This window comes from Variovorax sp. AC194 (genome assembly GCF_979257995.1).
The window spans coordinates 5,617,314-5,635,444 of sequence record NZ_OZ409823.1 but is presented as its reverse complement, the minus strand read 5'-3'; the positions used below and the strand labels follow the sequence as shown (position 1 = coordinate 5,635,444).

18 protein-coding genes are annotated in these 18,131 nt (G+C 67.0%); 13 read left to right on the top strand and 5 right to left on the bottom strand.

The window, feature by feature from the left end; all coding sequences use genetic code 11:
• Positions 1 to 48: 48 nt before the first annotated feature.
• Both ACZYRS_RS26745 and ACZYRS_RS26740 read left to right on the top strand, forming a co-directional pair.
• Positions 49 to 693 carry a response regulator transcription factor gene (locus tag ACZYRS_RS26745; protein WP_198788845.1) on the top strand — a complete coding sequence of 215 codons (645 nt, stop codon included), beginning with the start codon at positions 49 to 51 and terminating at the stop codon, positions 691 to 693.
• A complete protein-coding gene (locus ACZYRS_RS26740; RefSeq protein ID WP_463421642.1) occupies positions 686 to 2,125 on the top strand; it encodes a sensor histidine kinase in 1,440 nt (479 codons plus the stop codon). Before ACZYRS_RS26745 ends, ACZYRS_RS26740 begins: the two co-directional genes overlap by 8 nt.
• Here the strand turns inward: ACZYRS_RS26740 and ACZYRS_RS26735 are convergent.
• Positions 2,122 to 2,514, bottom strand: a complete 393-nt coding sequence (locus ACZYRS_RS26735) for a hypothetical protein (RefSeq protein ID WP_463421641.1) — start codon at positions 2,512 to 2,514, stop codon at positions 2,122 to 2,124. The genes ACZYRS_RS26740 and ACZYRS_RS26735 overlap by 4 nt on opposite strands.
• Before the next feature lie 419 nt (positions 2,515 to 2,933).
• On the opposite strand from ACZYRS_RS26735, the gene ACZYRS_RS26730 reads away from it, so the two are divergent.
• Positions 2,934 to 3,188, top strand: coding sequence for a hypothetical protein (locus ACZYRS_RS26730; RefSeq protein WP_463421640.1), 255 nt, complete (start codon positions 2,934 to 2,936; stop codon positions 3,186 to 3,188).
• A gap of 74 nt (positions 3,189 to 3,262) precedes the next feature.
• Here the strand turns inward: ACZYRS_RS26730 and recJ are convergent, their stop codons facing one another.
• Positions 3,263 to 4,984 (bottom strand): single-stranded-DNA-specific exonuclease RecJ, encoded by a 1,722-nt coding sequence (gene recJ / locus ACZYRS_RS26725; RefSeq protein WP_463421639.1) that lies wholly within the window; start codon positions 4,982 to 4,984, stop codon positions 3,263 to 3,265.
• Positions 4,981 to 5,943 carry a hypothetical protein gene (locus ACZYRS_RS26720; RefSeq protein WP_463421638.1) on the bottom strand — a complete coding sequence of 321 codons (963 nt, stop codon included), beginning with the start codon at positions 5,941 to 5,943 and terminating at the stop codon, positions 4,981 to 4,983. The genes recJ and ACZYRS_RS26720 overlap by 4 nt, the downstream gene beginning before the upstream one ends.
• 55 nt (positions 5,944 to 5,998) lie before the next feature.
• Between ACZYRS_RS26720 and ACZYRS_RS26715 the strand changes: the two genes are divergently transcribed.
• Positions 5,999 to 7,255 (top strand): lipoprotein-releasing ABC transporter permease subunit, encoded by a 1,257-nt coding sequence (locus tag ACZYRS_RS26715; RefSeq protein ID WP_198788851.1) that lies wholly within the window; start codon positions 5,999 to 6,001, stop codon positions 7,253 to 7,255.
• Positions 7,248 to 7,925 (top strand): lipoprotein-releasing ABC transporter ATP-binding protein LolD, encoded by a 678-nt coding sequence (gene lolD, locus ACZYRS_RS26710; protein ID WP_463421637.1) that lies wholly within the window; start codon positions 7,248 to 7,250, stop codon positions 7,923 to 7,925. Before ACZYRS_RS26715 ends, lolD begins: the two co-directional genes overlap by 8 nt.
• Before the next feature lie 123 nt (positions 7,926 to 8,048).
• Here the strand turns inward: lolD and ACZYRS_RS26705 are convergent, their stop codons facing one another.
• On the bottom strand, positions 8,049 to 8,813 hold the full coding sequence (locus tag ACZYRS_RS26705) for a sigma-70 family RNA polymerase sigma factor (protein ID WP_463421636.1): 765 nt from the start codon (positions 8,811 to 8,813) through the stop codon (positions 8,049 to 8,051).
• Positions 8,814 to 8,900: 87 nt separating this feature from the next.
• Between ACZYRS_RS26705 and ACZYRS_RS26700 the strand changes: the two genes are divergently transcribed.
• Positions 8,901 to 9,491, top strand: a complete 591-nt coding sequence (locus ACZYRS_RS26700) for an ATP-dependent Clp protease proteolytic subunit (RefSeq protein ID WP_463422542.1) — start codon at positions 8,901 to 8,903, stop codon at positions 9,489 to 9,491.
• 3 nt (positions 9,492 to 9,494) lie between these two features.
• Here the strand turns inward: ACZYRS_RS26700 and ACZYRS_RS26695 are convergent, their stop codons facing one another.
• Positions 9,495 to 9,881: a RidA family protein gene (locus ACZYRS_RS26695; protein WP_093439950.1), complete on the bottom strand. Its 387-nt coding sequence runs from the start codon at positions 9,879 to 9,881 to the stop codon at positions 9,495 to 9,497.
• 191 nt (positions 9,882 to 10,072) lie between these two features.
• Here ACZYRS_RS26695 and ACZYRS_RS26690 point away from each other — a divergent pair, with 191 nt between their 5' ends.
• Genes ACZYRS_RS26690 through ACZYRS_RS26660 form a run of 7 tightly spaced genes read left to right on the top strand, consistent with a single transcriptional unit; the run spans position 10,073 to position 18,119 of the window.
• Entirely contained in the window at positions 10,073 to 11,656 is a 1,584-nt protein-coding gene (locus ACZYRS_RS26690) for an ABC transporter substrate-binding protein (RefSeq protein ID WP_463421635.1), read from the top strand.
• Positions 11,657 to 11,676: 20 nt separating this feature from the next.
• Positions 11,677 to 12,945 carry a lactonase family protein gene (locus ACZYRS_RS26685; RefSeq protein ID WP_463421634.1) on the top strand — a complete coding sequence of 423 codons (1,269 nt, stop codon included), beginning with the start codon at positions 11,677 to 11,679 and terminating at the stop codon, positions 12,943 to 12,945.
• 8 nt (positions 12,946 to 12,953) lie between these two features.
• Positions 12,954 to 13,907, top strand: a complete 954-nt coding sequence (locus ACZYRS_RS26680) for an ABC transporter permease (protein ID WP_463422541.1) — start codon at positions 12,954 to 12,956, stop codon at positions 13,905 to 13,907.
• Between the two features lie 12 nt (positions 13,908 to 13,919).
• A complete protein-coding gene (locus ACZYRS_RS26675; protein ID WP_257865352.1) occupies positions 13,920 to 14,759 on the top strand; it encodes an ABC transporter permease in 840 nt (279 codons plus the stop codon).
• On the top strand, positions 14,759 to 15,808 hold the full coding sequence (locus ACZYRS_RS26670; protein WP_463421633.1) for an ABC transporter ATP-binding protein: 1,050 nt from the start codon (positions 14,759 to 14,761) through the stop codon (positions 15,806 to 15,808). Before ACZYRS_RS26675 ends, ACZYRS_RS26670 begins: the two co-directional genes overlap by 1 nt.
• Positions 15,805 to 16,803, top strand: a complete 999-nt coding sequence (locus tag ACZYRS_RS26665) for an ABC transporter ATP-binding protein (RefSeq protein WP_463421632.1) — start codon at positions 15,805 to 15,807, stop codon at positions 16,801 to 16,803. The genes ACZYRS_RS26670 and ACZYRS_RS26665 overlap by 4 nt, the downstream gene beginning before the upstream one ends.
• Positions 16,800 to 18,119, top strand: coding sequence for an amino acid deaminase (locus ACZYRS_RS26660; protein ID WP_463421631.1), 1,320 nt, complete (start codon positions 16,800 to 16,802; stop codon positions 18,117 to 18,119). Before ACZYRS_RS26665 ends, ACZYRS_RS26660 begins: the two co-directional genes overlap by 4 nt.
• Positions 18,120 to 18,131 lie beyond the last annotated feature (12 nt).

Here is an 18,131-nt window from a genome sequence, read left to right as displayed (position 1 = left end):
TCCAGATTCCCAATTCAAAAAAAGAAGAAATACCTGTCGGAAATGTCAATGATCAACGTGTTGTTTGTAGAAGACCAGCCTCTGGTGTCGGAGGCGACCGCCGAAAAGATTGCGCGAAGTTCTCGCGTCGCCAATATCGACATCTGCAACAGCGCCGAAAAGGCACTGCTCGCATTGAAAGCGACGCCCGATCGCTGGGGTCTCATTCTTCTGGACCTGGACGTGCCTGGCGCCGTCGGTCTTTCGCTGGCCATGGAAATCAAGAAAATGGGCAAGGAAGCATTGACCTGCATCCTGACCGGAACGTATCGGGCCGATTACATCGCGCAAGCCAAGGCCAGCGGATTCCAGGGCTATATCCTGAAAGCCATTGAAATCAAGGAACTCGAGGCCAGCCTGGAAAAAGCCATTGCGGGTGAGAAAGTATTCCCTGATATTCCCGACCTGAGCGCGGATTCGGGTGCGGTGCGTTTGACCAATCGCCAATGCCAATGCCTGGAATTCGTCGGCGCCGGACATTCCACGAAAGAAATCGCGCGATTGCTGTCATTGCATCCCGGAACGGTCAATTACCACATCGACTCCGCCATGGAGGCATTGGGCGTCAAATCGCGCGCGCATGCGGTCCAGAAGGCATTGCAATTGGGGCTCCTCGCCGGATTTGCGGCAAGGAGCAGCGATGGAAATGCTTGAGAATTTCCGCCGCAATATCGCAAAAAACGCCGGAGCGATCGATGAATCGCTCATGGAAAATCAGGGAAAAGTCTCGCGCTCCCTGATCAATGTGACACTGGCGCATCGGCATCTGGCGCAGCGGCAATTCGTCGTCCAGCAAATCGCTTATTGGATCACCGTGCTCGGTTTGCTGGTGGCCGAGGCGAGCGCGCCTGTTCTTACTTCCACCTCGATGTGGATATGGCTCGGGGTGTCGGTCGGGACGTGGATTGTCCGGGTCAGCCTTTTCTGGCCATTGACGCAATTGCCGCCGGCCGTTGTCAAGAAATCGCTCTGGCTCAAATTGATTCCGCTCAGCATCAGCGTCATTGCGTGCCTGTATTGGATATGGACCATCAAATTGTTCGCGGGCCCGGTGCTCACGGTGCGCGAATTGATCATGTGCATCGGCCTGCTCAGCATCAGCGTGTCGATGACCGGCATGTGGCCGGTCACGCCGCTGGCCGTGGTCATCTACAACAGCGTGCTGTGGGGCGCTTTTTCGATCAGCCTGTACGCGAACGGGGTGGCGAGCTTTCCGGTCATCGTGGCGCTCGACGTGGGGGTGCTGGCCGTGCTCTGGCTCAATATTTTCATTGCCATCCGCCAGCTCAACGACCAGCTCGAGCGCACCCGCGAAACCAGCCAATTGGTGGTCGCGCTCGAAACGGCCAACAGCAAACTGGAACGCCTGAAGGACAGGGCCTACAAGACGCTGGACACCCGCTCCGAATTCTTTGCCGGCGCGAGCCACGATTTCCAGCAGCGGCTGCATGCCGCCAAATTGTGGGTGCTGTCCGCCATGGCGGCCACCAAGGCGAATCAATCCGCGGAATCGACGCTCGACCGGCTGGGCCAGGAAGTCGATGCGCTGCAGGTCTATATCAACAATATCCTGGAATTCGCGCGGATCGAATCGCTCGATGCGGGCGTGAAGATACGGGCGACGGAGATTCAATCGCTGTTCCAGAAGCTCGATTTGCATTTCGAGAAGATCGCGGAGCAGAACGGGGTGCAATTGCGTTTTCGCATGGCCCGCATCACCATCGGTACCGATGCATCGATGCTTTTGCGGATGCTCGAAAACCTGGTTTCCAATGCACTCAAATACACCAAGGGCGGTGTATTGGTGTGCGCCCGCAAGACTTCACGCGGCGTGTCCATTGAGGTCTGGGACCAGGGCAATGGCATCAAGCCCGAAGCGCAGCAGCGGATATTCGATGCGTTCCACCAGGAGGATTCGGGCGATCAGGGCCGCGCCAAGGGCGTGGGCTTGGGCCTGGCCATTGTCAAGCGCTTTGCGGCGCGCCTGAGTTACCGCATCGAAGTCAAATCGGTCATGGGCCGGGGCACGCTATTCAGGATTCTCATTCCCCGCGAATTCGTGATCGGCACGGTTTCCAGCGATTAACTGGTCAGGTCGAAAAACGTCACGCGCCAGCGGCGGTTTTCGGCGCGAGGCAATTCGATGGCCAATTTGTCGACGCGGTGGCGCGCCTCGGTAATCTGCTGGCCGATCACGGCCACGGCTTCCTGGAATTGGCTTTCGGCTATTTCCCGATAATCGCAGCCGAAATGCGATTTCAGTCTTTCCGTGCAATTGCGATGAAAACCCGGGTGCAGCGCCTTCGGCAGATTCTGCGCGGCCTGTTCCAATGCAATGCGCAATGCATCGAGCCTGGCGGCCGACAAAGGTCCGCCTTCGCCCTTGATGTGCCGCAGCGCGCCGAACTCGGCTTCGATGTCAGCGGCCAGCGGCGACAGATAAGAGGCTTTCGATTGTTGCGGGCTCTTTGCCATGCATCCTTGGGAACCGCGCCATCGTGAAAACGAAAAAGCGGGCGCGTGCGGCGCTTCAACGTGTGTCCATTGCAGCACCGCGGCCCGCCGGAGGGAATACGCAGAATTCACTGGTGTTGCGGGAAGTCGCGTAGCCGGAAGTTTTATCGGCCGGCCAAACGTCGAACTTTCAGCCTCCGGCAATTGCGATATTGACGGTGCGACTGGTATTAGTCATTAGTTGTTTCAAATTTAGTTTTCACTAAAGTCGCTGCATGCGCCTCATCGGACGGCGCGGGAGTGAAAGCAATGCAGGCCGCATCGAAGGCAATGATCCTGGGAGGGAGCGTGACGACTGTTTCCGTCCACGGGCGGGAGAGCGATCGCCTCGGCGCGGCTGGCTTGCGGGACAGGGAGGTGCTGTGAGGAGGGGGGTGGACGTGATGGACATCGACCGGTTGCTGATTCGGAATTCCGAGGCCCGGCAGGCGCATTGGCGCGCGACGGAAGACAGCCGCAGGGCGGCGGGCTTTCTCGTGGGCATGTGCGTGGTCGCGGTCTACAGCTGTGCGTTCGTGGTGTCGATGATCTGCCTGTGCGACGACCCGGCCGAGTGCGGATGCAGCCGGTCGGCCGTGGCGCTGATCGAACAGGCGGTCGGCTTGCGTCCGCCGGTCTGCGCGTGCCTGAAATGAGACCGCCGACGCGGCGAAACGCAGTCTCCCCCCTCTGATCAGGTTCTCCGGGCAGGTTCCCCGGGTCTTTTCCTCTAGAACTCCGCCCCTTCGACCAGGAAGCGCAGGCGCCGCACGCCCTGCCACTCGTCCGCATCGAGGCGGAACGCGAGCTTCACCTTCGGCGGCAGCGGCTCGGTGTGGCTGAACCAGATCGCATCGATCGGCTGCCCTTGGTGCCTGAGCTTGAGCGCCAGGTGCTTCTCGCCCACAAGGCGCTGCGACACCACTTCCACCTCTTCGCTGAAGGTCGGCGGCGCAAAGCCCTGGCCCCACACCTCGCGGTGCAGCGTGTCCACCAGGTCGATGCGCATGTACTCGCGCGCGATCGGCCCGTCGGTCTCGATCTGGCGCGTGAGCGCGGCCACGGCGAGCCATTCGCCCGCCACCTGCGCGAGCGCCTGCTCGAAGGTCTTGAAGTGCTCGCGTGCCACGGTGCAGCCCGCGGCCATCGCATGCCCGCCGAAGCGCAGCAGCACGCCCGGATGGCGCTTGGCCACGAGGTCCAGCGCATCGCGCAGGTGAAAGCCCGGAATCGACCGGCCCGAGCCCTTGAGCTCCTGCTCTTTCCCCGGCGCGCCGCTCGCGGCGAACACGAAGGTCGGGCGATGGAAGCGGTCCTTGATGCGCGAGGCCACGATGCCGACCACGCCTTCGTGGAAGTTCGCATCGAACACGCTGATGGCGGCCGGCGGCGCTTCGATGCCTTCACCGTCGGTGGCAAAGAGCGATTCGGCCAGCAGCAGCGCCTGGTCGCGCATGCCGCCCTCGATGTCGCGCCGCTCGCGGTTGATGCCGTCCAGCATGCGCGCCAGTTCGTCGGCGCGGCCGGCGTCGTCGGTCAGGAGGCATTCGATGCCGAGCGTCATGTCCGCGAGCCGCCCCGCCGCGTTGATGCGCGGGCCGAGCGCAAAGCCGAAGTCGAAGGTGGTGGCCGCCGACGCCGTGCGGCCCGCCGCTTTGAAGAGCGCGGCCACGCCCGCGGGCATCGCGCCCGCGCGGATGCGGCGCAGGCCCTGCGCGACGAGGCGGCGGTTGTTGGCATCGAGCTTCACCACGTCGGCGACGGTGCCCAGCGCGACCAGCGGCAGGAGCGCATCGAGCTTGGGCTGCGTCGCCACGTCGAACACGCCGCGCGCGCGCAGCTCGGAGCGCAGCGCGAGCAGCACGTAGAACATGACGCCCACGCCGGCGATGCTCTTGCTCTCGAATTCGCAGCCGGGCTGGTTCGGATTCACCAGCACGTCGGCGATCGGCAGCTCGGGGCCGGGCAGGTGGTGATCGGTCACCAGCACCTGCAGGCCGCGCGCCTTGGCGGCGGCCACGCCTTCGACGCTGGCGATGCCGTTGTCCACGGTGATCAGCATGTCGGCGCCGCTGTCGGCCACGCGCTCGGCGATCGGCGGCGTGAGGCCGTAGCCGTCGACCACGCGATCGGGCACAAGGTAGCTCACGTGCCTGGCGCCCAGGAGGCGCAGGCCCCGCACGCCGACCGCGCAGGCGGTGGCGCCGTCGCAGTCGTAGTCGGCGACGATGCACAGGCGCTTGTCCTGCGCCATCGCGTCGGCCAGCAGCACGGCGGCTTCGCGCGTGCCGCGCAGGGTGTCGGGGAGCAGCAGGCGGGCGAGCCCGTCGTCCAGCTCGTCCTTGGCCATGACGCCGCGCGCGGCGAACAGGCGCGCGAGCAGCGGGTGCACGCCGGCCTGCTCCAGCGCCCAGACGGTGCGCGGGGGAATGTCGCGGGCGATGATTTTCACAGCGACTCCAGCACCGTGCCGGCGCGCGTGCGGTCGAACAGGCTCCTGGCCCAACGCGCGAGGCCGCGCTGCTGCACGGTGTAGCGCTGCGCGGCGCGGTCGCCGCAGAGCGTGAGCGCGACGTCGGCGCCGCGCGTGTAGTCGGCCAGCAGCGAGGCGATCTCGCCCGCGTCCAGCGCCTGCCAAGCCTCGGCCCAGCCCGCGCCGTCGTCGCGCAGGGCCGGCACGCGCAGCGCGTCGCTCACGGCCGGTGCGGCCGCTGCCGGCGTGGCGCCTTTCAACGCGCCGGTGCCGCTGAGCCAGAAGGAGTTGATCGGCGGCACGCCGCGCGCGGCGCGGTCGTCGTTCACGCGCTGCGTGTAGAGCAGCATCTGCATCTCGTTCTGCAGCCGGCGCAGCGGCCGCGCCGAATCGCCCAGCGGCGACCACTGCGAGATCGGGTAGCCCACCGCGCGGTCGATGGAAGCCGTGGCCAGCCCATCGAAGATGTGCGCGCGCGCAAGCCAGCGGCCGGGCGTGGTAGAGGCGTGCAGCGCGATGCCGTCTTCCTCGAAGAAGGGCTTGGCGACGTCGAGCAGCGCGGCCGATTCGGCGGCGTCGATCTCGATCGCGGCCGGATCGCCCAGCGCCACGTCGTCGATGCCCACCTGCCAGTTGCACAGCGTGACGACGCCCCAGCCTTCGGCGTCGTCAGGGGTGGCGAGGCCGGCCTGGCGGGCTTCGAGCGCGGCCCAGGGGATGCAGCCGTCGGCAGCCGTGATGCCGAGTGCCTTGGCGAGCGCCCTCTCGTGTGGAGGCGAGCGCGTGCTTTCGTCCTGCGTGTCGGTGTCCGCGAGGGTGAGGCGGGAGAGGAGGGATTCGAGATTCGGGAGCTTCAGCGCCGGCAGTGCCGCGCGGCACGCCGGGGAACCGCGGCCGGCGAAAGGGATCAACAAGTGACGTGGGGGTTGTTCGGCCATCCCTCTATTGTCCCGGAAGCCCCCAGGTTTTCCGTGATGCCACAATTCCGCCCCTATGCGACTCCCTTATGAACTGCAGCTCGGCTGGCGCTACACGCGCGCAGGCCGGGCGACGCGGCGCAACGGCTTCATCTCCTTCATCTCCGGTGTCTCGATGCTTGGCATCGCCCTGGGCGTGGCGGCGCTGATCATTGTGCTCAGTGTGATGAACGGCTTCCAGAAAGAGGTGCGCGACCGCATGCTCGGCGTGGTGTCGCACATCGAGATCTTCTCGCGCGACGGCCAGGCGCTGCAGAGCCTGGACGAGATCATGGCCGCCGCGCGCAAGAACCCCGAGGTCATCGGCGCGGCCCCCTTCATCAACACGCAGGCGCTGATCGCGCGCGGCGAAGACATGAAGGGCGCGATCGTCCGCGGCATCGACCCCAAGCTCGAACCCGAAGTGACCGACACCGGCGGCATCGCGAGCAAGGGCACCTTCGACAAGCTGGTGCCGGGCGAATTCGGCATCGTGCTGGGCGTGGAGCTCGCGCGCTCGATGTTCGTGCAGCCGGGCGACAAGGTCACGCTGGTGGCGCCGGGCGGCCAGGTCACGCCGGCCGGCGTGGTGCCGCGCCTGAAGCAGTTCACCGTGGTGGGCACCTTCGATTCGGGCCACTACGAGTACGACTCGGCGCTCGCGATGGTGCACGAGCAGGACGCGGCCAAGGTGTTCCGCCTCGAAGGCCCGACCGGCATTCGCCTGAAGCTCAAGGACCTGAACGAAGCCCGCGACATCGCCGACCAGCTGGCCGTGAGCCTGCCTGGCGAATTCCTGATCCGCGACTGGACGCGCCAGAACAAGACCTGGTTCGCGGCCGTGCAGGTCGAGAAACGCATGATGTTCATCATCCTCACGCTGATCGTGGCGGTGGCGGCGTTCAACCTGGTTTCCACGCTCGTCATGACGGTGACCGACAAGCGCGCCGACATCGCCATCCTGCGCACGCTGGGCAGCTCGCCGCGCAGCATCATGGGCATCTTCGTGGTGCAGGGCGCGATGGTGGGCGTGATCGGCACGGTGGCGGGCCTGCTGCTGGGCCTGGGCATCGCCTACAACATCGACGTGATCGTGCCCTTTCTGGAGCAGCTCTTTCACGCGAGCTTCCTGCCCAAGGACATCTACCTGATCAGCAAGATGCCGAGCGACCCGCAGCAGAGCGACATCATGCCCATCGCGATCATTTCCCTCGTCCTGGCCTTCCTGGCCACGCTGTACCCGAGCTGGCGCGCCAGTCGCGTCAACCCCGCGGAGGCGCTGCGCTATGAGTGAAGTCGTATTGAAGGCACGCGGGCTCACCAAACGTTTTCACGAAGGACGCATCGACCTCACCGTGCTGCACGGCGTGGACCTGGACGTGCACGCCGGCGAAACGCTGGCCATCGTCGGCGCCTCGGGCTCGGGCAAGAGCACGCTGCTGCACCTGATGGGCGGGCTCGATTCGCCGACCGCGGGCAAGGTCGAGCTGCTCGGCAAGGACATCGCGCATGCCGATGCCGCGGAGCAGGGGCGCTTGCGCAACCAGCACCTGGGTTTCGTCTACCAGTTCCATCATTTGCTGCCCGAGTTCAGCGCGCTCGACAACGTGGCGATGCCGCTGAAGATCCGCCGCGTCGAGGCGGCGCAGGCCGCGGAGTCGGCCCGCAAGATCCTCGCGAGCGTGGGCCTCGGTGAGCGCGTGCACCATCGCCCGGCCGAGCTCTCTGGCGGCGAGCGCCAGCGCGTGGCGATCGCGCGTGCGCTGGTCACGCAGCCAGCGTGCGTGCTGGCCGACGAGCCCACGGGCAACCTGGACCGCAGCACGGCCGACACGGTGTTCGCGCTGATGCTCGACCTGGCGCATCGCCATGGCACGGCCTTCGTGATGGTCACGCACGACCAGGAGCTGGCCAAGCGCTGCGACCGCGTGCTGCAGCTGGTGGCGGGCCGGCTCGCGGGCTGACCCTTGCCTTTCTCCCTCCCCCGCTGGGGGAGGGCCGGGGTGGGGGCTCGCGGCCTCCAACGCCATGCAGCCTTCAAGGCCGCGCGTGCCCCCATCCCAACCTTCCCCCAGAGGGGGAAGGGGCTAATGCAACGCTTCTTCGGCCTGCCGCGCATCCAGCGGCAGCACGCACAGCACCTTGCCGCCAAGCGTCAGCACGAGCCCGAGCTGCCCGCCGATCTGCATCACCTGGCACACCACACGCGGTGCATCGGACTTGGGTGCGATCGCAGCCGACATGGAGAGCGCACGCGCCGGTGGCTGCGGCAGCATCGCGAACAGCGTGCTCGCATCGCAGTCATGCAGCGCTTGTCGATACACATGAAAGACCGCTTCAGAGCCGCCGTCTCCCGCGTCCTTGTTGTCCTGCCGCAGCCGCAGCAATGCGCGATGCAGCTGCTGCCGGCACGCCGCCTCTGTCTTGCCACCGGCCTCTGCAATTTCCTTGAAGCTGGCCTCGAACACTTCGCGCAGCAGCACCGCGGCGCCGTCTGCGGGACTCACCCGCGCGGCCAGCAGCCGCAGCGCCTGTTCGACCTCTTGCGCCAGCGCTGCGTGGGATTCGATGGAAGCAGCCTCGGCCGCAGGCTCCAGCGCTTGCGCATCCTGAAGCCAACGCTGCATCCAGTTGCGCCGCCGCAGCCGGTCGATGGCCAGGTGCTGCATCACTGTGGTGAGCCAGGCCTGAGCCGCATCGAGTGCAGGCCGGTCGCCTTCCTCGAGCGCGCGCAGGTACGTGTCCTGCACCACGTCCTCGGCCTCGGCCGTGTTGCCCAGGAGCCGTGCCGCGGCACGGACGAGCCGGCCGCGATGCGCCGGCAATTGCGACAGGTAGCGTTCATCGAGCATCGATGCAGCTTGCCACAGCCCCCGCAATGTCACGAAACTGTGGGCTTGTTCGTCAAGACAGTTCAACCACAGGAGTTTTTCTTGATCATGGAAACCGACGACGACACCAAGCCCGCGGCCACGGCCGAGCCGCGCAACTCCTACCTGGAGGAGAAGGCGTTCAAATCGCGCACGTTGCTGATCTTCGGCAGCATCACCGACGCGGTGGCCGCCGACGTGACGCGCCGCCTCATCGCGCTGGACGCGGACAACCAGCAACCCATCGACATCCTGGTGAGCTCGCCCGGCGGGCACCTGGAATCGGGCGATGCGATCCACGACATCGTGCGCTTCATCAGCGCGCCGGTGAACATGATCGGCACCGGCTGGGTCGGCAGCGCGGCGACGCACCTCTTTCTCGCGGCCCCGCGCGAGCGCCGCGTGTGCCTGCCGAACACGCGCTTCCTGATCCACCAGCCCAGCGGCGGCGCGGGCGGGCAGGCGACCGACATCGCGATCCAGGCACAGGAAATCATCAAGGCCCGCCAGCGCATCGCGCACGAGATCGCGCGCGAAACGGGCAAGCCCATCGACGTGGTGCTGGCCGACATCGAGCGCGACCGCTGGCTCTCGGCCGAGGAGGCGGTGGAGTACGGGCTGGTCTCGCGGATCATCCAGCGCAAGACCGAGCTGAAGTAACAGTTACTTGGGCTTGTAGGCCACCACGTCGATCTCGACCTTCGCATCGACCATGAGGCGCGCCTCGGTGGTCGAGCGCGCCGGCTTGTTCTCGCCGAAGTAGCCCATGTAGATGCGGTTGAAGGCACCAAAGTCGCGCGCGTCGTGCAGCCAGACGGTGCTCTTGCACACGTCGTCGAGCGTCGCGCCGGCCAGCGCGAGCACTTTCTTCAGGTTCTCCATCACCTGGCGCGTCTGCGCCTCGATGCCGCCCACCACGATCTCGCCATCGGCATTGGCCGGCACCTGGCCCGAGACGTAGATGAAATCGCCCGCGCGCACGGCCGGGGAGAAGGGGCGGGCCTGGCGGTCCGAGGCGACGGGCGGGGCGCCGAGGTATTCGAGGGGCATGGGAGGACTCCTGAAGTGGGGGAATGAAAGAAAAGCGGACCGCAAGTATCGATCCAATCTGAAAATCTATTTCAGAATAACCCTCGAACAAGGGTTAACACGGATGATTTGGCATGAATACTGCTTCAAAGTCCGGGCCGAAAAGAAAATTTCTTTCAAAAACCTGCCCGACCCCCATGAAGGAGTTCTCCATGCCCCACGCCGCCAACGCTGGTCTCGTCCAGCGCCTGCCCACGCTGTCCAAGCGCAGCCTGCTGGGTGCGTCTCTCCTCGCGATGCTGTGCGCCGCGCTGCCGTATCAACAGGCGCACGCCCAGGGGCCGCGCAACTTCGCCACGCTCGCGATGGTGGCCGAGCCGCAGACGCTCGACCCGATGGCATCGACCGCCGACCTGGTCGGAACCATCATGCAGCACGTGTACGAGACGCTCTACACCTTCGATGCCAAGTGGAACGTGGTGCCGATGCTGGCCGAAACCATGCCCAAGATCTCCGCCGACGGCAAGACCTACGCCATCACCCTTCGCAAGGGCGTGATGCTGCACAACGGCCGCGAGCTCAATGCCGACGATGTGGTGGCGAGCCTGCAGCGCTGGATGGACCAGTCGCCGCGCGGCAAGGCCGTGGGCAAGGAAATCGAGACGCTCAAGGCCAAGGGTCCGCTCGGCGTGGAGATCGTGCTGAAGGCGCCGTATGCGCCGCTGCTCTCGCAGCTGGCGCTGCCGAGCGGCATGGCCGCGATCATGGCCAAGGACTCGATCGCCTCGCCGCTCAAGGATTTCGTCGGCACCGGCCCCTACAAGTTCAAGGAGCGCCGCCCCGACCAGTTCGTGCTGCTCACCCGCTTCGACAAGTACGCCGCGCGCAAGGAGCCCGCGAGCGGCTACGGCGGCAAGCGCGAGGCGGCGATCGAGGAGCTGCGCTTCGTGCCCGTGCCCAACGCCAGCACGCGCGTCGAAGGCGCGCTCGCGGGCCAGTACGACTTCGCCGACCTGCTGCCGGTGGAGGCGCTGCCGCGCCTTGAAAAGTCGGGCGGCAAGACCGTGCCGATCATGACGCCGTCGTTCGGCTTTCCCTACCTCGTGCTCAACACCAAGGAAGGCGTGGCCGCGAGCCAGCCGGTGCGCCAGGCGATCCAGACCGCGCTCGGCGAAGGCGAGATGCTCGCCGCGGGCTTCGGCGACACGCGCTTCTTCGTGGCCGAGGGCAACCACTTCCCCAAGGGCTCGCCGTTCTATTCGACCGCCGGCGGCGACCAGTACAACCAGCGCAACGCCGCCAAGGCCAAGGAGCTCGCGGCCAAGGCCGGCTACAAGGGCGATCCGATCCGCGTGCTCACCAGCCGCCAGTACGACTTCCACTACAACATGTCGCTGCTGATGGCCGAGCAGTTGAAGCGCGCGGGCTTCAAGGTCGACCTCAACGTGGTCGACTGGGCCACGCTCGTGCAGCGCCGCAACGACTCCAAGCTCTGGGACATCTACGTGACCCATTCGGGCCAGTTCCCCGAGCCGATGCTCTCGCCGCCGCAGCTGGGCGACGGCGCGCCCGGCTGGTGGGACACGCCCGCCAAGAAGTCGGCGCTGCAGGCCTTCAATGTCGAGAGCGATCCGGCCAAGCGCGGCGCGCTCTGGGGCAAGGTGCAGCAGGTCGTCTACGACGAGGTGCCGTACATCAACGTCGGCAAGTTCAACGGCCTATCGGCCAAGAGCCCGGCGCTGGACAACTACCAGCCCGCGACCTGGCCGTTCTTCTGGAACGCGAAGATCAAGTAAGGCCGCAAAGGACATCCGCCATGCCATCGCGTCGCCAACTTCTGCAAGCCAGCGCACTGGCCTCCGGCCTCGGAGCCCTGGGTCTCACGACCTCCACCGCACAGGCCGCTGCGTCGGGTCCCGTGTATGCCTACGTCGGCACCTACAGCGACGGCGGCAAGCCGTGGCGCGGCGGGCGCGGCCTGGGCGTCCACCAGTTCGTGGTGGACGGCGCGACCGGCGCGCTCAAGCCCATCCCCGGCGCGCCGCCTGCGGTGGCGAGCACCGGCGATAGCGCCAAGCTGCGCAACCCCGCATCGCTCGCGCGGCACCCGAAGCTGCCGATGCTCTATGCGGCCAACGAGTTCGAGGCGGGCTCTGTTTCCGCCTTCCGCATCGGCACAAGCACCAGCGACCGTGGCGCGCTGTCGTTCGTGGCCGAAATGGCCTGCGGCGGCAAGGACCCGGCGTACATCAGCGTGCATCCCGACGGGCGCTTTCTCTTCACCGCGAACTACGCGAGCGGCGATGTGAGCGTGATCGCGCTGCGCACCGACGGCGGCTTCGATCCGGACGTCGCCGCCGTCGTCTACAAGGACGCGGCCGCCTGCGGCGCCACGCCCTGCAAGCCGGGCGCCGACGTGGTGCCGGCCGCGGCCCGCTCGCACGAAGGCTTTGCCACGAGCGACCACGACGGCCCGCATGCGCACATGGTGCACAGCGATCCGACCGGCAACTTCGTGCTGGTCGCAGACCTCGGCCTCGATCGCGTGATCTCGTACCGCTTCGACCGCATCACCGGCGTGCTCAGCGAGCCGAGCACGGTCGCCGTGTCCGAAAGCTCGGGCGCGCGCCACTTCGTCTTTCATCCGAACGGCAAGTGGCTCTACCTCGTGAACGAGGAAGCCTCGACCATCGCCTTCATGCGCTACGACAGCGCCACCGGCGTGCTCACGCTCGTGAGCGAAACCTCGGCGCTGCCCAGGGGCTTCAAGGGCACCAGCTACGCCTCGGGCATCCGCATGCTGCCGGACGGCCAGCACTTCGTGTCGCTCAACCGGCTGCACGATTCGATCTCGCTCTTCAAGGTCGATGCCCGCACCGGCGCGCCCACGCTCGTGCGCGAGGAGTGGACGCGCGGCAACTACCCGCGCAGCTGCACGCTCGATCCGAGCGGGCGCTTTCTCTACGTGTGCCACAACAAGCAGGGCGACAACGTCACAGTGTTCCGCGTGAAGAAGGGCGACATCCAGTTCACCGGCCAGTACGTGGCCGTGGGCAGCGCGGCCGCCATCGAGTTCTCGTCGTGATGATGAAGATGAAAAGTGCGCCGCTGCGCTACATCGCCTCCCGCGCGGGCGGCATGCTCGTCGTGCTCGCCATCGTGGCGGTGCTGGTCTTCGTGCTCACGCGCGCCGCGTCGGGCGACCCGGTCTCGGTGCTGCTGGGCGACCAGGCCACGGCCGCCGACATCGCGCGCGTGCAGAAGGAGTACGGCCTGGACAAACCGCTGCCCGTGCAGTTCGGCTACTGGCTGCGCGAAGTGCTGCAGGGCAACCTGGGCACGTCGATCTTCCTGCAGCGCCCGGTGACGCAGGCGCTGTGGGAGCGCGCCGAGCCCACCACGCTGCTCGCGCTCATGGCCGTGGCCGTCGCGGCACTGATCGGCGTGCCCTGCGGTATCGTGTCGGCGGTGTTTCGCGGGCGCGTGGTCGACCAGCTGTTCACCGGCATCGCGATGCTCGGCGCGAGCATTCCGAGCTTCTGGCTGGGCATCGTGCTGATCCAGATCTTCGCGGTGTCGTTCGGCTGGTTCCCGGTGTCGGGCTACGGCGCGCCCGATGCGGCGCTGGCCGAGCGACTGCATGCGCTGGTGCTGCCGGCCGCGGTGCTGGGCCTGTTGAACTCGGCGCTCATCATCCGCTTCACGCGCGCCTCGATGCTCGACGTGCTCGGCGAAGACTACGTGCGCACCGCGCGCTCCAAGGGCCTCTCCGAAAGCAAGGTGGTGCTCAAGCACGCGCTGCGCAATGCGCTGGTGCCCATCGTCACGGTGATCGGCCTCACGGTCGCGCTGATGATCGGCGGCGCCGTCATCACCGAGACGGTGTTCGGCCTGCCGGGCGTCGGCAACCTCGTGGTGAGCGCGGTGCTGCGGCGCGATTACCCCGTCATTCAAGGGGCGCTGCTCGTGATTGCCGCGATCTACGTGCTCATCAATTTCTCGATCGACCTGCTGTATGCCGTCGTCGATCCGCGCGTGAAGGTCTGAGGGAAAAAGAAAATGCAGATGCCAAGAATGCTCCGCCAGCTGATGCACCGCCGCATCGTGATGGTCTCCGCGCTGGTGCTGCTGGTGATCGCGGTGCTCGCCATCGGCGCGCCGCTGTTCGCCTCCATCGACCCCAACGACACAGCAGTGCTCGACCGCCTGAAGGCGCCGAGCGCCGCGCATTTGCTCGGCACCGACGAGCTCGGCCGCGACCTCTATTCGCGCATCGTGCACGGCGCGCGCTACTCGCTGGCCATCGCGGCGCTCACCGCGCTGGGCTCGGTCATCGCCGGCACGGTGCTGGGGCTGATGGCGGGGTTCTTTCGCCGGCTCGACACGCCGCTCATGCGCGTGGTCGACGCGATGATGTCCTTCCCCGACATCCTCCTGGCCATCGCACTGGTCGCGATCCTCGGGCCTTCGCTGATGAACACCGTGCTCGCGCTGGTGCTGGTGTACACGCCGCGCGTGGCGCGGGTGGTGCGGGCTTCCACGCTGGTGGTGCGGGAGCTGCTGTTCGTCGAGGCGGTGCGCGCGCTGGGCGTGCGCACCTCGCGCATCCTGTGGCGGCACATATTGCCGAACCTGATGTCGCCGATCCTCGTGCAGGTGTCGTTCATCTTCGCCTACGCGATCCTGGCCGAGGCGGGGCTCTCGTTCCTCGGCGTCGGCGTGCCGCCCGAGATTCCGACCTGGGGCACCATGGTCGCGGGCAGCCAGCAGTACGCGCACCAGGCCTTCTGGGTGGTGCTGTTCCCGGGGCTCGCGATCATCTTCACCGCGCTCTCGCTGCAGCTGCTCGGCGACGGCGTGCGCGACCTGCTGGACCCCAAGCTCAAGAAGACCTCGTGATGACGAACCCCACGAACCCCACGAACAACACACCGCGTTTGACGGTCAGCAACCTGAGCACCAGCTTCCCCACCGAGGACGGCCTGATCCGTTCGGTGGCCGATGTGAGCTTCTCCATCCAGCCGGGCAAGACGACCGCGCTGGTCGGCGAATCGGGCTCGGGCAAGTCGGTCACCAGCCTCACGCTGATGCGCCTCTTGCCCAAGACCGCGAACGCGCAGGTCAGCGGCTCGGCCGCTTTCGTCACGCGCGAAGGCAAGACGCTCGACCTGCTGCAGATCGGCGAGCGCGAGATGCGGTCGCTGCGCGGCAACCAGCTGTCGATGATCTTCCAGGAGCCGATGACCAGCCTGAACCCGGTCTTCACCATCGGCGAGCAGATCGCCGAGAGCGTGCGGCTGCACAAGGGGCTGGACCGCAAGGCCGCGCTCGCGCATGCGCTGCGCATGCTGGAGCTGGTGGAAATTCCGGCCGCGGCGCAGCGCCTGCACGAGTACCCGCACCAGCTCTCGGGCGGCATGCGCCAGCGCGTGATGATCGCGCTCGCGATGGCCTGCGACCCGACGCTTTTGATCGCCGACGAGCCCACCACCGCGCTGGACGTGACCATCCAGGCGCAGATCCTCGAACTCATGCGGCGGCTGCAGGCCGAGACGGGCATGAGCATCCTCTTCATCACCCACAACCTGGGCGTGGTCGCGCACCATGCGGACGACGTGGTGGTGCTGTACGCGGGCCGCGTGGTCGAGAGCGCGCCCGTGCGGCCGCTGTTCGCGCAGCCGGAGCACCCGTACACGCAGGGCCTCCTGGCGTGCCTTCCGGGCAAGGCGCGCGTTCCGGGGCAACCGAAGCCCAAGCGCCTGTTCGCGATCCGCGGGCAGGTATCGAGCCCGCTCGCGCCGCCGCCCGGCTGCGCCTTCGAGCCGCGTTGCGACCTGGCGCTGGCCGGCTGCAGCGCCGCGATCCCGCCGCTCATCGACATCCGCCCGGGCCGCCAGGCCCGCTGCATTCGCGTGCAGCCCGATGCCCCACTCGCGAGGGTCGCATGACCGCCATTTCTTCTTCCTCTTCTTCCTCTCCTCCCCTCATCGAAGTCCGCGGACTCAAGAAATACTTCGGCAGCAGCGACCGCCCGGTGCGCGCGGTCGACGACGTGTCGTTCGCGATCCAGCCCGGCGAAACGCTGGGCCTGGTCGGCGAATCGGGCTCGGGCAAGAGCACCATCGGCCGCACCGTGCTGCGGCTGGTCGAGCGCACCGAGGGCCAGGTGCTCTACCGCGGCGAGGACATCGGCGCGCTCTCGGGCGAGCGCATGCGCAAGCTCCGCAGCAAGCTGCAGATCATTTTCCAGGACCCGTATGCGAGCCTGAACCCGAAGATGCGCATCAGCGCGATCCTGGGCGAAGCGCTTTCCACGCATGGCCTGCACAAGGGCGCGGCGGCGCGCGACAAGCGCATCGCCGAACTGCTGGAGACCGTGGGCCTGCGCGCCGAGCATGCGAGCCGCTTTCCGCACGAGTTCTCGGGCGGGCAGCGCCAGCGCATCGGCGTGGCGCGCGCGCTCGCGGTGGAGCCCGAATTCATCGTGGCGGACGAGCCGCTGTCGGCGCTCGATGTGTCCATTCAATCGCAGGTCATCAACCTGCTGGCCGACCTGCGCGAGCGCCTGGGCCTCACCATGCTCTTCATCTCGCACGACCTGGATGTGGTCGAGTACCTGTGCGACCGCGTGGTGGTGCTGTACCTGGGCAAGGTGATGGAAGTGGCCGAGACCGACGAACTCTTCGCGCGCCCCGCGCACCCCTACACCCAGGCGCTGCTGGCCGCGAGCCCGAAGCCCGACCCCACGCTCGCCACCGAGCGCATTGCCCTGAAGGGCGATATTCCCAGCCCCATCTCGCCGCCCTCGGGCTGCGTGTTCCGCACGCGCTGCCCGCACGCCATCGAGGCCTGCGCGCAGACCGTGCCGCCGCTGGACGAAATTTCCCCCGGACACTACAGCGCCTGCATCCGCAAGGAACTGCTCTCCAACATCGCCGCATGACGACCATGACAGACACCGCAACTACCACCGCCACGAGCTTCACCGACCCGCTGCTGGGCAGCAGCTTCAAGGGCTACCCGCGCACCCAGCCGCCGCGCCTGCGCAGCGAGGTCGGCGCCGCCGGCTGGAACGTGCTGGCCGGCGACCTGCCGCTGCCGCTCGCCATCCTCAAGCGCGAGGCGCTGGAGCACAACCTCGCATGGATGCAGTCGCGCGTGCGCGAGTGGGGCATCGACCTCGCGCCGCACGGCAAGACCAGCATGTCGCCGCAGCTCTTCCAGCGCCAGCTGGACGCGGGCGCGTGGGGCCTGACCTTCGCGACCGTCACGCAGCTGGCCGTGGGCGTGGCGGCCGGCGCGCGCCGCACGCTCATCGCCAACCAGGTGGTGAGCGACGAAGACCTCGCGGGCATCCAGCTGCTGCTGCGCGCGAATGCGGGCCTGCGCATCGTGTTCCTGGTCGATTCGCTCGCGCAGCTCGGCCTCATCGAGGACTGGGCGAAGCGCCATCCCGCGAGCGTGCCGTTCGACGTGATGATCGAGATCGGCGTCGAAGGCGCGCGCACCGGCTGCCGCACGCACGAAGAAGCGGTGACGCTCGCCACGCGCCTGCGCGCGAGCGATGCCGCGAAGCTCGTCGGCATCGAGACCTACGAAGGGCAGGGCGCCACCGGCGTGAGCGAGCCCGACACCGCGTATGCCAACACGCTGATGGACCGCGTGGAAGCCATCGCGCGCCACTGCGATACGCAGAAACTCTTCGAGACCGACGAGGTGCTGGTCTCGGCCGGCGGCTCGGCCATCTTCGATCTGGTGGCCGGGCGCCTGAAGCCCGCGCTGGGCTCGCCGGTGCGCGGCCTCTTGCGCTCGGGCTGCTACGTCACGCACGACCATGGCTTCTACAAGCGCATGGTCAGCGCGGTCGATGAGCGCCTGGGCTGCGACTGCGGCGAGAGCCTGCGTCCCGCGATGGAGGTCTGGGCCACGGTGCAATCGCGCCCCGAGCCGGGCCTGGCGATCCTTGCCGTGGGCAAGCGCGACATCTCGTTCGACCTCTCGATGCCCGTGCCCATCGCGCGCGCGGCACGCGGCGCGCTCGAAGCGCAGGCCGTGCCCGCCGGCTGGAAGATCACCGCGCTCAACGACCAGCATGCGTACCTGCGCTGGGAGGCCAGCGAGGAGGCGGATGCGCCCAAGGTCGGCGACCGCGTGGGCCTGGGCATCTCGCACCCCTGCACCACCTTCGACAAATGGCACTGGATGCCCATCGTCGAGAACGACTACCGCGTGAGCGACGCCGTCGCCATGCACTTCTGAAAACGCGCACAC

Coding starts and splice junctions, on each gene's coding strand:
- ACZYRS_RS26670 (WP_463421633.1), top strand. CDS start 14,759: ATGACGAACCCCACGAACCCCACGAACAACACACCGCGTTTGACGGTC.
- ACZYRS_RS26680 (WP_463422541.1), top strand. CDS start 12,954: ATGAAAAGTGCGCCGCTGCGCTACATCGCCTCCCGCGCGGGCGGCATG.
- ACZYRS_RS26715 (WP_198788851.1), top strand. CDS start 5,999: ATGCGACTCCCTTATGAACTGCAGCTCGGCTGGCGCTACACGCGCGCA.
- ACZYRS_RS26685 (WP_463421634.1), top strand. CDS start 11,677: ATGCCATCGCGTCGCCAACTTCTGCAAGCCAGCGCACTGGCCTCCGGC.
- ACZYRS_RS26690 (WP_463421635.1), top strand. CDS start 10,073: ATGCCCCACGCCGCCAACGCTGGTCTCGTCCAGCGCCTGCCCACGCTG.
- ACZYRS_RS26740 (WP_463421642.1), top strand. CDS start 686: ATGCTTGAGAATTTCCGCCGCAATATCGCAAAAAACGCCGGAGCGATC.
- ACZYRS_RS26735 (WP_463421641.1), bottom strand. CDS start 2,514: ATGGCAAAGAGCCCGCAACAATCGAAAGCCTCTTATCTGTCGCCGCTG.
- ACZYRS_RS26665 (WP_463421632.1), top strand. CDS start 15,805: ATGACCGCCATTTCTTCTTCCTCTTCTTCCTCTCCTCCCCTCATCGAA.
- ACZYRS_RS26675 (WP_257865352.1), top strand. CDS start 13,920: ATGCAGATGCCAAGAATGCTCCGCCAGCTGATGCACCGCCGCATCGTG.
- ACZYRS_RS26745 (WP_198788845.1), top strand. CDS start 49: ATGATCAACGTGTTGTTTGTAGAAGACCAGCCTCTGGTGTCGGAGGCG.
- ACZYRS_RS26695 (WP_093439950.1), bottom strand. CDS start 9,881: ATGCCCCTCGAATACCTCGGCGCCCCGCCCGTCGCCTCGGACCGCCAG.
- lolD (WP_463421637.1), top strand. CDS start 7,248: ATGAGTGAAGTCGTATTGAAGGCACGCGGGCTCACCAAACGTTTTCAC.
- ACZYRS_RS26705 (WP_463421636.1), bottom strand. CDS start 8,813: ATGCTCGATGAACGCTACCTGTCGCAATTGCCGGCGCATCGCGGCCGG.
- ACZYRS_RS26660 (WP_463421631.1), top strand. CDS start 16,800: ATGACGACCATGACAGACACCGCAACTACCACCGCCACGAGCTTCACC.
- ACZYRS_RS26720 (WP_463421638.1), bottom strand. CDS start 5,943: ATGGCCGAACAACCCCCACGTCACTTGTTGATCCCTTTCGCCGGCCGC.
- ACZYRS_RS26700 (WP_463422542.1), top strand. CDS start 8,901: ATGGAAACCGACGACGACACCAAGCCCGCGGCCACGGCCGAGCCGCGC.